The following is an 11084-nucleotide window of genomic DNA, read 5'->3' on the forward strand; positions in this document are numbered from 1 at the left end:
CGTCAATGCGGCAGCGCCGGAATCATCCAGCTCAGCACGTGCTGCTGCAGGAACACGAGCACGCCGAGCAGCAGCGTGAGGAACACGCTGTGCCAGAACGTCCGTGCGAACACGACGCCTTCCTGCCCTTTCAGAGCCGTCGTCGACACGCCGGTCGCGATGTTCTGCGGCGAGATCATCTTGCCCATCACGCCGCCCGACGAGTTGGTCGCGGCCATCAGCACCGGATCGAAGCCGAGCTGCCGCGCGGCGACCACCTGAAGATTGCCGAACAGCGCGTTGCCCGACGTGTCGCTGCCCGACAGGAACACCGCGATCCAGCCGAGCGTCGCCGACACGAGCGGGAACAGCGCGCCCGTCGACGCGACGCCCGTCCCGAGCGTGTAGCTCATCCCCGAATAGTTGAGCAGATACGCGAGCCCGACGATCATCATCACGGTGACGATCGCGATGCGCGTCTGCCGCCAGGTCTGCGCGACGCAGCCGAAGAAGCTGCCGACGCCGGTGCGCGTCCACACCGTGGTGACGATCGCCGACAGCAGGATCGCGGTGCCGGTGCCGAGCGGCTGGAAGTCCCAGATCGCCGCATACGACTTGTGATAGAGCGTCATGTAGACGACGTTGTGCAGGCCGGGCCACTTGATCTTCATGTCGCCGATCGCGGCGACGCCCGCGTGCACCCAGAAGATCACGATCACCGACACGACGAGCCACGGCAGCCAGCCGCCGTAGCCGACGCGGCCGCGCGCGGCGCCCACGCCGACGGCGGCGTCGCCGCGCACGATCGCGAACTGCGGATCGGGCTGCGGCTTCCAGATCTTCAGGAAGCCGATCGTCACGATCAGCGACGTCAGCGACGACAGCACGTCGGTCAACTGATAGCTGATGAAGTTCGACGTGACGAACTGCGCGAGCGCGAAGCTGCCGCCCGACACGAGGAGCGCCGGCCACAGCTTGCCGATCGAGCGGACGCCGCCATAGATCCCGACGACGTAGAACGGCAGCAACAGCGCGAAGAACGGCAACTGGCGGCCGACCATCGCGCCGAGCGTGTCCGGATGCAGCGACGTCACCGCGCCGAGCACGGTGATCGGCACGCCGAGCGCGCCGAACGCGACGGGCGCGGTGTTGAAGATCAGCGCGAAGGTGAGCGCCTCGATCGCCGGGAAGCCGAGCGCGATCAGGAGCGCGCTCGTGATCGCCACCGGCGTGCCGAACCCGGAGATGCCTTCGAGCAGGCAGCCGAACGAGAACGCGACGACGAGCAGCACGAGGCGGCGATCGTCGGGCAGATGATCGAGCATCCATTGGCGGAACTGATCGAAGCGGCCCGATTTCACCGCGATGTTGTACAGCAGCAGCGCGTTGAAGACGATCCACATGACGGGAATCAGCGCGAGCGCCATGCCGGCGCCGACCGCGTTCAGCGCGAGCCCGGCGGGCATGCCCCAGACGGCGATCGCGACGACGATGCCGGTCACGAGGCCCGCGAGCGACGCCTGCCACGCCGGGCGTCGGAACAGCCCGAGCATCGCGAGCGCGACCGCGATCGGCAGCACGGCGACGAGAAACGACAAGGCGAGCGAGTTGCCGACGGGGGTCAGCGGCTGGGCGAACGCCGTCCCCGCCGGTAGTGCGAATGAAGGGTTCATGTTGTCTCCTATCTCCCCTCGGAATGGTTTTTATGTCGTTCTTGTGGTCGGCTTGCATCGGGCGCCGCATGCTCCACGCGCGGGCCGTCGTCGGGTGTCGGATGTCGGATGTCGGATGTCGGATGTCGGATGTCGGATGTCGGATGTCGGATGTCGGATGGGCGGCGGGCGCCGGGGCGCCCGCCCGTCGCGTCAACCCGCTTTCAGGTGCTGCTTGAACGCGAGCCGGTACCGGTGCAGCAGCGGCTCGGTATAGCCGCTCGGCTGCGCCCGGCCTTCCAGCACGAGCGCGCATGCGGCGCGGAACGCGTGCGAATTCGCGTAATCGGGCGCCATCGGGCGATAGTGCGGATCGCCCGCGTTCTGCGCATCGACGACGCGCGCCATCCGCTCGAACACCTCGTCGACGAACGCGCGCGTCACGACGCCGTGACGCAGCCAGTTCGCGATGTGCTGGCTCGAGATGCGCAGCGTCGCGCGGTCCTCCATCAGGCCGACGTCGTGGATGTCGGGCACCTTCGAGCAGCCGACGCCCTGCTCGATCCAGCGCACGACGTAGCCGAGGATGCCTTGCGCGTTGTTCTCGACTTCGGCGCGGATCTCGTCGTCGCTCCACGCCGCGCGCTCGACGACGGGAATCGTCAACAGGCCGTCGAGCAGCGCATCGCGCTCGCGTGCGTAGTCGGTCGTTTCGAGTGCCTGCTGGACCGCCTGCACGTCGACTTCGTGGTAATGCAGCGCATGCAGCGTCGCCGCGGTCGGCGACGGCACCCATGCGGTGTTCGCGCCCGCGCGCGGATGCGCGATCTTCTGCTCGAGCATCGCGTGCATCAGGTCCGGCATCGCCCACATGCCCTTGCCGATCTGCGCGCGACCGCGCAGCCCGGCCGCGAGGCCCGCCAGCACGTTGTTGCGCTCGTACGCGGCGATCCACGCGGACGACTTCATGTCGCCCTTGCGGTACATCGGCCCGGCTTGCATCGCGCTGTGCATCTCGTCGCCCGTGCGATCGAGAAAGCCCGTGTTGATGAACGCGACGCGCGCCGGCGCCGCCGCGATGCACGCGGACAGGTTCATGCTCGTGCGGCGCTCCTCGTCCATGATTCCCATCTTGATCGTGTGGCGCGGCAGTCCGAGCAGATCCTCGACGCGCGCGAACAGCGTGTCCGCGAACGCGACTTCGGCCGGCCCGTGCATCTTCGGCTTCACGATGTAGATCGAGCCCGTGCGCGAGTTGCGCTTCGACTTCAGGTCGTGCATCGCGCAAAGCGTCGTCACCACGCCGTCGAGGATGCCTTCCGGGATCTCGTTGCCGTCACGGTCGAGCACCGCGTTCGTCGTCATCAGATGCCCGACGTTGCGCACGAACAGGAGCGAGCGGCCATGCAGCGTCAGCGTCGAGCCGTCGGGCGCGCGGTACTCGCGGTCCGCGTTCAGGCGGCGCGTGAACCTGCGCCCGCCCTTGTCCACCGCCTCGGTCAGCGTGCCCTGATTCAGCCCGAGCCAGTTCCGGTAGAGCTGCACCTTGTCGTCCGCGTCGACCGCCGCGACCGAATCCTCGCAATCGATGATCGTGCTCACCGCCGCTTCGAGCACCACGTCGTCCACGTGCGCCGGATCGCCTTTGCCGATCGGCGTCGACGCGTCGATCCGGATCTCGATGTGCAGCCCGTGATGCTTGAGCAGCACGGCGGCCGGCGAATCGGCCTCGCCCTGGTGGCCGGCGAACTGGCCCGGGCGCGCGAGCGTCTTCGCGCCGTCGCGCGTGTCGACCGCGAGCTTGCCGCCTTCGACGCGGTAGCGGAGCGCATCGCGGTGCGAGCCGTGCAGCAGCGGCGCCGCGCGATCGAGGAAGTCGCGCGCGTAGTCGATCACGCGCTGCCCGCGCACCGGGTTGTACGCGCCGGCGCGCGTCGCGCCGTCGTCTTCGGGCAGCGCGTCGGTGCCGTACAGCGCGTCGTACAGGCTGCCCCAGCGCGCGTTCGCCGCGTTCAGCGCGTAGCGCGCGTTCGACAGCGGCACGACGAGCTGCGGGCCCGCCTGCGACGCGATCTCGCCGTCGACGTTCGCGGTCGTCACCGCGACGCGCCCGGGCGGCGGCACCAGATAGCCGATCCGCTCGAGGAACGCGCGGTAGTCGCGCACGTCGCGCACCGGCCCCGGATGCGCGCGGTGCCAGTCGTCGAGCTCGCGCTGCAGCCGGTCGCGCTCGGCGAGCAGCGCGCGGTTTTGCGGCGCAAGGTCGCGCACGAGCGCGGCGAAGCCCTGCCAGAACGCGCCGGCGTCGACGCCCGTGCCGGGCATCGCTTCCTGCTCGATGAACCGGGCGAGACCTTCGTCGACCCGGAGTCCGTGTTGTTCGATCATCCTGCTTTCTCCCTTATTCGCTTCATTCGTCGCCGCGCTCACGCGGCGACGCCCTGCACGCCGGCCTTCGCGATCTGCGCATCCTGATCGGACTTCACGCCCGACACGCCGACCGCGCCCGCGACCTGCCCGTCGACGATCACCGGCACGCCGCCTTCGAGCGTCGCCGCGAGCGGCGCGCTCAGGAACGCGGTGCGGCCGCCGTTGATCATGTCTTCATAGAGCTTAGTCTCCCGGCGGCCGAGTGCGGAAGTTCGTGCTTTTTCCAATGCGATGTACGCGCTCGAAGGCGAAGCGCCGTCGAGGCGCAGGAGCCCGAGCGGATGGCCGCCGTCGTCGACGATCGCGATCGCGACGGCCCAGCCGTTGCGCGCCGCTTCGGCGCGGGCGGCTTCGAGAATGCGTTCGACGTCGGCGCGGCCGAGCATGGGTTTCGTCTGCATGTCAGGGATTCTCGTGGCCAGGAGCAAGAAGGGAATCGACAAGCTCGATCCAGTGGCGCACGCGCGTGCGGCCCGCGCCGTTCAGGTGCGATTCGCAGCCGACGTTCGCGGTCACGATCTCGTCGGGACGATCGGCTTCGAGCGCGGCGAGCTTGTTCTCGCGCAGCCGCGCCGCGATCTCCGGCTGCGTCAGCGAGTACGTGCCCGCGGAGCCGCAGCATAGATGCGCGTCGGCGACATTCGTCAGATCAAAGCCGAGCCGCAGCAGCACGCTTTCGACCGCGCCGCCGAGACGCTGCGCGTGCTGCAGCGTGCACGGGCAGTGAAACGCGATCCGGCGCGGCGCGGGGAGCGCCAGCGCGTCGAGCGGCTCGGCCGCGATCACTTCGACGAGATCGCGCGCACGCGCGCTCACGCGCCGCGCCTTGTCCGCGTAGGCGGAATCGAAGCGCAGCAGATCGCCGTACTCCTTGACGAACGCGCCGCAGCCGCTCGCCGGGATCACGATCGCCTCGGCGCCCGCGTCGATCGCGGGCCACCATGCGTCGATGTTGCGGCGCGCCCGCGCGAGGCCGGCTTCCTGCGCGTTCAGATGGAATTCGTTCGCGCCGCAGCAGCCCGCCCGCGGCGCGGGCATCACGCCGATTCCGAGCCGGTCGAGCACGCGCGCGGCGGCCGCGTTCGTGTTCGGCGCGAGCGACGGCTGCACGCAGCCTTCGAGCATCAGCACGCGGCGGTCGTGGCGCAGCGGCGGACGCGCGGACGCGGCCGGCCTGTCGAGCGGAACCTTGCCGCGCAGCGCGGCGGGCAGCAGCGGACGCAGCGCGCGGCCCGCACCCAGCAGCGCCTTGAACGCGGCCGGCCGCGACACGACGTGGCGCAGCCCGGCGCGCAGCGCCCGCTCGCGCGCCGGCCGCGCGGTGCGCCGCTCGACTTCCGCGCGGCCGATGTCGAGCAGCGCGTGATAGCGCACGCCGGACGGGCACGTCGTCTCGCAGTTGCGGCAACTCAGGCACCGGTCGAGGTGCAGCCGCGTGCTGTCGGTGACGGGCTCGCCCTCGAGCGCCTGTTTGATCAGGTAAATGCGGCCGCGCGGCCCGTCGAGCTCGTTGCCGAGCAGTTGATAAGTCGGACAGGTCGCGTTGCAGAATCCGCAGTGCACGCACGCGCGCAGGATCGCTTCGGCCTCGTCGGCGCGCGCGAGGGACCGGGTCGCTTCGCAGAGATGGGTTTGCATCGGAGAACGAATCGGGCTCAGAGGTCCGCGTACAGGCGGCCCGGATTGAAGATCCCGTGCGGATCGAGCTGCGCCTTCAGCCGCCGGTGCACGCGCAGCAGCGCGTCCGGCAGCGGCTGGAACGGCGAGTCCGTCACGCCGGGCGTGAAGCACGTCGCATGGCCGCCCAGCTCGGCCGCGAGCCGGCGCAGCGCGTCCGGCGCCGCGTCGCTCTTCAGCCAGCGCTGCGCGCCGCCCCAGTCGAGCAGCGCGTCGCCCGGCAGTGCGGCGAGCGGCGCGGCGACGGGCAGCGACAGCCGCCACAGCGGACGCGGATCGGCGAAGAACGGCAGGCGCAGCTCGCGTAGCTGCATCCAGAACGCGTCCGGTGTTTCCTGGCCGCCGATCGTCTCGCGCGCGGCGCGCACCGAGCCGACGCCGCCTTCGAGCCGCACGTGCAGCACGCCGTTCGCGTGGCACGCGCCCGTCATCGGCAGCCCGGCGCGATGCCAGACCGTGAGCCGCCGCCGCGCGGACGCCGCATCGACCTCGAACGCGAGATGGCGCATGGCGCGCGGCTTCGGCAGCACCTTCAGCGACACTTCGGCGACAAGCCCGAGGCAGCCGAAGCTGCCCGCCATCAGCCGCGACACGTCGTAGCCGGCGACGTTCTTCATCACTTCGCCGCCGAAGCGCAGATGCCGGCCCTGGCCCGTGACGATCCGGCAGCCGAGCACGAAGTCGCGCACCGCGCCCGCCCACGGCCGGCGCGGTCCGGCGAGCGCGGCGGCGAGCATTCCGCCGACAGTCGCGCGGCCGTCGAACGTCGGCGCTTCGCACGGCAGCATCTGCCCCGCTTCGTCGAGCGCCGCTTCCAGCTCCGTGAGCGGCGTGCCCGCGCGCGCCGTCACGACGAGCTCGGTCGGATCGTAATGGACGACGCCGCGGTGCGAGCGCGTGTCGATCGTCCGCGCGTCGAGCGCGCGCCCGAGAAACGCCTTGCTATCGCCGCCGCGGATTCGCAGCGGCGTGCCGTCGGCAATCGCCTGCTCGACCTGCGCGATCAACGCGGCGCTGTCGTCGATCGAATCGAATTCGCGTCGCATCAGAATCGCTCCAGGTCGGGAAACGGCAATTGCCCGTGGCGAACGTGCATCGCGCCGAATTCGGCGCAGCGATGCAGCGTCGGGATGTGCTTGCCGGGATTGAGCAGCCGCGACGGATCGAACGCGGCCTTCAGCGCGTGGAAGTATTCGATTTCGTCGCGCCTGAACTGCACGCACATCTGGTTGATCTTCTCGCGGCCGACGCCGTGCTCGCCCGTGATGCTGCCGCCCACCTCGACGCACAGCTCGAGAATCCGGCCGCCGAGCGCCTCCGCGCGGTCCATCTCGCCGGGACGGCTCGCATCGAACAGGATCAGCGGATGCAGGTTGCCGTCGCCCGCATGGAACACGTTCGCGACCGCGAGCCCGTATTGCCCGGACAGCGCGGCGATCCCCTTCAGCACGCGCGGCAGCTCGCGGCGCGGGATCGTGCCGTCCATGCAGTAATAGTCGGGCGAAATGCGGCCCACGGCCGGAAACGCGTTCTTGCGGCCCGCCCAGAAGCGCTGCCGCTCCACTTCGTCGCGCGCGACGCGCAACTCCGATGCGCCCGCCGCCCGCAGCAGATCGGCGACGCGCGCCGCGTCCTCTTCGACGTCGTCGCGCGCGCCGTCGAGCTCGCAGAGCAGGATCGCTTCGGCGTCGGCCGGATAGCCCGCGTGAATGAAGTCCTCGGCCGCGCGGATCGCGAGGCGGTCCATCATCTCGAGGCCGCCCGGGATGATCCCCGCGCCGATGATCGCCGCGACCGCGCCGCCCGCGCGGCCGACGTCGTCGAAGCTCGCCATCAGCACCTTCACGCTCTGCGGCTTCGGCAGCAGCTTCACCGTGATCTCGACGACGATGCCCAGCATCCCTTCCGAGCCGGTGAAGAGCGCGAGCAGATCGAAGCCGGGGCTGTCGAGCGCGTCGGCGCCGAGCGTGACGCGCTCGCCGTCGATCGTCAGCACGTCGAGCTTCAGGATGTTGTGCACCGTGAGGCCGTATTTCAGGCAGTGCACGCCGCCCGCGTTCTCCGCGACGTTGCCGCCGATCGAGCACGCGATCTGCGACGACGGATCGGGCGCGTAGTAGAGGCCGTGCTGCGCGACCGCCTGCGAGATCGCGAGATTGCGCACGCCGGGCTGCACGCGCGCGACGCACGCGTCGGGATCGACGTCGAGAATCCGGTTGAACTTCGCCATCACGAGCAGGATGCCTTTTTCGAGCGGCATCGCGCCGCCCGACAGGCCGGTGCCCGCGCCGCGCGCGACGACGGGCACGCCGCGCGCGGACGCGACTTGCAGCACCGCGCGCACTTCGTCGACAGTCGACGGCAGCGCGACGAGAAGCGGCACCGTGCGATAGGCGGCGAGGCCGTCGCACTCGAACGGGCGCAGGTGTTCGCGGTCGGTCAGGATTTCCATCTGCGGCGCGCGGGCGCGCAGCGCCGCGGCGAGTTCGGCTCGATCGACCGGCGGCAGCGGGCCGTCGATCGTTTCGTCATACTTGAAGCTCATCGAAACGTCTCCTTCATCGACGGTGCGCAACGCGCGCTTCCATCGTCGAATTCGGTGATTTTTCGGCGCGCGCGGGCCGCTGTCCAGTGCATCCGAGAGTGGTCACACCAGTTTTTTCGCTCACCCCTTCGGCGAGCCTCCCCGGCATTCAATAAATTCAACGCATACAATGCGTTATCCAGCGATGCGGGGAGTCCCGTAAAAGTGGTCATACCAGTGAAGATAATCGAAGATGAAGCGTCGGCGCGCCGCGTCGCCGACGCAGTCGCCGAACGGATCGAGCAGCTGATCGTCGACGGCGTGCTGAAGGTCGGACAGGCGCTGCCGTCCGAGCGGCGGCTCACCGAGAAGCTCGGCGTGTCGCGCACCGCGCTGCGCGAAGGGATGAAGCTGCTGCGCGCGCGCGGCATCATCGAGACCGCGCACGGCAAGGGCTCGTTCGTCGCGAGCCTCACGCCGCGCGAGCAGATCACGCCGCTCATGCATCTGCTCGGCTCGCAGCCGCGCACGCTCTACGATCTGTTCGAAGTGCGCGGGATGCTCGAGACCGAAGCCGCGCGCCTCGCCGCGCTGCGCGGCACCGATGCCGACTTCATCCTGATTACGCGGCGCTACGAGGACATGATCGCGCCGCAGTCGCAGCACCTCGCGCCCGAGGCGCGCGCGAAGCTCGATCACGCGTTCCATCGCGCGATCTGCGAGGCTTCGCACAACCCGGTGCTCGTCAACACGCTGCAGTCGCTGACCGATCTGCTGCTGAGCTCGGTGTTCGCGTCGGTCAACAATCTCTATCACCGCGAGCCGCTGAAGAAGCAGATCGACCGGCAGCACGCGCGGCTCTACAACGCGGTCGTCGGCCGGCTGCCCGAGCAGGCGCGCAAGGCGGCGAGCGAGCACATCAAGAGCGTCGTCGAGTGTCTGCGGGAAATCGAGCAGGAGGAACAGCGGCTCGTGCGCGCGACGCTGCGGCTCGAAGGGTGGAAGTGACGGCGCGCCGCACAACGGCGGCGGCGCGGGCGGCGCGGGCGGCGTGTCCGGCAGTGCGGGCGAGTGCGTCGGGACGCGTGTTGCTTTCCGGCATCCGGCCGGCGCGAATGCGCCGCGTCGCAACATCGCCAAGCGGCTTCGCGCACGTCGGCGCGGCGTGGTCCGGCCCCGTTGTGATCCTTGTCCGGCAAGGCTGTTACACGTCGTAACCCACCCGTTCGGCGCATCCCGGCCGCTTTAAGAATCGTTTAAGTCTATGTCGGCACCATCCGTGACCAATACCCGTTCAGGAGGTTCGCCATGAGCACCGTCGACACATCTGCCGCGGTCCGCCCGGCCGCCCCCCCGGCCAAACCGAAAACCATGCTGCGCCGCCTGCTCAGCCATCACGAGATCGCGACGCTGCTGATCATGCTGCACGCGCCGATCGGCGCGAATGCGAAGCCGGAACTGCCTGCGCTGCAGGAAGCCGGCCTCGTCGAGATGGTCCGCTCCGGCATGGATGCGTCGCCGTCCTTTCGTCTGACGGAAAACGGCACCGCCGTGTTGAAGGGCCTCGGGTATCGGTAATCGTCTGATCGATGCGGCGACGGCCGGGCGATGCCGGTCGAGCACGCCGACGTTCCGATGATGACCGGCCGGTGGGCCGGTTTGTTTTTGCCGGCGGTTTTTGGTGACGCGCTTTGGCTGTCGGGTTCTTGGTTTGCCGCTTTCCTACGCTTGCCGCTTGCCGAATTGTCGGATTCGTCGGCCCTTGAACGTTTAATCGCCGAGCGATCGAGCCCTCGACTCCCGGCGCGCCCGTCGCCCGTTTCTCAATCCGCCGGCATTCCTCCGGCACTGCGCTCGACAAGCCCGCCCGCTCGCGGCCCCATCGCGCTTCGGCATCGTGCGCACCGCACGCGCAAGCGTCTCCCAGGCGCGACGCTCGCGCTCAAGCCCCCCGCCCCTCCTGCAGCATCAGCCGATATTCGGTCGGCGTCACGCCGACCGTCGCCTTGAACTGTCGCGTGAACGCGCTATGGTCGGTGTAGCCGCACAGCGCCGCGACGTCCGTCACCTTGTCGTGCGTGACGAGGAACGCCGTCGCCGCGTCGAGCCGCGCCTTCAGCAGCATCTGCCGCGGCGTCAGATGAAACACCTTGTGGAAGTAGCGTTCGAGCTGCGCGACCGACATCCCCGCCATCGCGGCAAGGTACTTCAGGTTCAGCGGCTGCACGTAGTGCGCGTGGATGTAGCGGACCACGTCCGCGATGCGGCTGTATGCCGGGTGCGAGCTCTCGTGCGCGCGCAGATCGCGCGACAGCCCCGCGATCCCGACGATCTTCCCCTGCGCGTTGCGCAGCGGCTCCTTGCAGGTCAGGCACCAGCCGGGCTGGCGGCCCGAGTACAGATGCAGCTCCAGCTGATCGGTCAGTTGCCGGCCGCCCGCGATGATCGCCAGATCCTGCTCGACGTAGCTGCGGCCGAAGCGGCGCGGAAAGACTTCGTCCGCGGCCTTGCCGTACAGGTCGCGCTTGTCCTTGTAGCCGCAGCGCTGCGCGAGCGTGCGGTTCACGAGCGCGTAGCGCGCATGCATGTCCTTCACGAAGAACGCGACGTCGGGCAGCGCATCGAACACCGGTTCGAGCTGCACGAAGTGCGCGAGCATCGCGGCGAAGCCGTCGTCGCCGTCCGGCGCGGCGGGCTGCGCCGAAGCCGATGGCGGCGCGGCGGCCGTGGAGACAGCCGACGCGGACACCGCCGACGTGGAGACAGCCGACGTGGCGGACAACTTCTCGGGCGGTACGGCAAGCAAAGTCATCATACGGATC

General features: G+C 69.4%; 9 protein-coding genes. 2 read left to right on the top strand and 7 right to left on the bottom strand.

Annotated elements, in window-relative coordinates:
- Positions 1 to 2 precede the first annotated feature (2 nt).
- The 6 genes from WS62_RS31560 to glcD form a co-directional block, all read right to left on the bottom strand.
- Positions 3 to 1652, bottom strand: a complete 1650-nt coding sequence (locus tag WS62_RS31560; RefSeq protein ID WP_066579466.1) for an L-lactate permease — start codon at positions 1650 to 1652, stop codon at positions 3 to 5.
- 192 nt (positions 1653 to 1844) lie between these two features.
- Complete coding sequence (locus tag WS62_RS31565) at positions 1845 to 4019, bottom strand: malate synthase G (protein ID WP_066579471.1); 2175 nt, start codon at positions 4017 to 4019, stop codon at positions 1845 to 1847.
- Between the two features lie 38 nt (positions 4020 to 4057).
- Positions 4058 to 4462, bottom strand: coding sequence for a heme-binding protein (locus WS62_RS31570; RefSeq protein WP_066579480.1), 405 nt, complete (start codon positions 4460 to 4462; stop codon positions 4058 to 4060).
- A gap of 1 nt (position 4463) precedes the next feature.
- Complete coding sequence (gene glcF / locus WS62_RS31575; protein ID WP_066579482.1) at positions 4464 to 5699, bottom strand: glycolate oxidase subunit GlcF; 1236 nt, start codon at positions 5697 to 5699, stop codon at positions 4464 to 4466.
- A 17-nt stretch (positions 5700 to 5716) separates the two neighbouring features.
- Entirely contained in the window at positions 5717 to 6784 is a 1068-nt protein-coding gene (gene glcE / locus WS62_RS31580; RefSeq protein WP_066579491.1) for a glycolate oxidase subunit GlcE, read from the bottom strand.
- Entirely contained in the window at positions 6784 to 8283 is a 1500-nt protein-coding gene (glcD, locus tag WS62_RS31585) for a glycolate oxidase subunit GlcD (RefSeq protein WP_066579658.1), read from the bottom strand. Before glcD ends, glcE begins: the two co-directional genes overlap by 1 nt.
- 204 nt (positions 8284 to 8487) lie before the next feature.
- Between glcD and glcC the strand changes: the two genes are divergently transcribed.
- A complete protein-coding gene (glcC, locus tag WS62_RS31590) occupies positions 8488 to 9270 on the top strand; it encodes a transcriptional regulator GlcC (RefSeq protein ID WP_442855118.1) in 783 nt (260 codons plus the stop codon).
- Between the two features lie 300 nt (positions 9271 to 9570).
- On the top strand, positions 9571 to 9840 hold the full coding sequence (locus WS62_RS31595) for a hypothetical protein (RefSeq protein WP_066579496.1): 270 nt from the start codon (positions 9571 to 9573) through the stop codon (positions 9838 to 9840).
- 364 nt (positions 9841 to 10204) lie between these two features.
- On the opposite strand, the gene WS62_RS31600 is transcribed toward WS62_RS31595, so the two are convergent.
- The gene (locus tag WS62_RS31600) at positions 10205 to 11077 is read right to left on the bottom strand and encodes an AraC family transcriptional regulator (protein WP_066579501.1); all 873 of its coding nucleotides are present in this window, start codon (positions 11075 to 11077) and stop codon (positions 10205 to 10207) included.
- Positions 11078 to 11084: the final 7 nt, after the last annotated feature.

It is taken from the genome of Burkholderia sp. ABCPW 14, assembly GCF_001523835.1.
In the GTDB taxonomy this organism is placed as follows: domain Bacteria; phylum Pseudomonadota; class Gammaproteobacteria; order Burkholderiales; family Burkholderiaceae; genus Burkholderia; species Burkholderia mayonis.

Coding starts and splice junctions, on each gene's coding strand:
- glcF (WP_066579482.1), bottom strand. CDS start 5,699: ATGCAAACCCATCTCTGCGAAGCGACCCGGTCCCTCGCGCGCGCCGAC.
- WS62_RS31600 (WP_066579501.1), bottom strand. CDS start 11,077: ATGATGACTTTGCTTGCCGTACCGCCCGAGAAGTTGTCCGCCACGTCG.
- glcD (WP_066579658.1), bottom strand. CDS start 8,283: ATGAGCTTCAAGTATGACGAAACGATCGACGGCCCGCTGCCGCCGGTC.
- WS62_RS31570 (WP_066579480.1), bottom strand. CDS start 4,462: ATGCAGACGAAACCCATGCTCGGCCGCGCCGACGTCGAACGCATTCTC.
- glcE (WP_066579491.1), bottom strand. CDS start 6,784: ATGCGACGCGAATTCGATTCGATCGACGACAGCGCCGCGTTGATCGCG.
- WS62_RS31560 (WP_066579466.1), bottom strand. CDS start 1,652: ATGAACCCTTCATTCGCACTACCGGCGGGGACGGCGTTCGCCCAGCCG.
- WS62_RS31595 (WP_066579496.1), top strand. CDS start 9,571: ATGAGCACCGTCGACACATCTGCCGCGGTCCGCCCGGCCGCCCCCCCG.
- WS62_RS31565 (WP_066579471.1), bottom strand. CDS start 4,019: ATGATCGAACAACACGGACTCCGGGTCGACGAAGGTCTCGCCCGGTTC.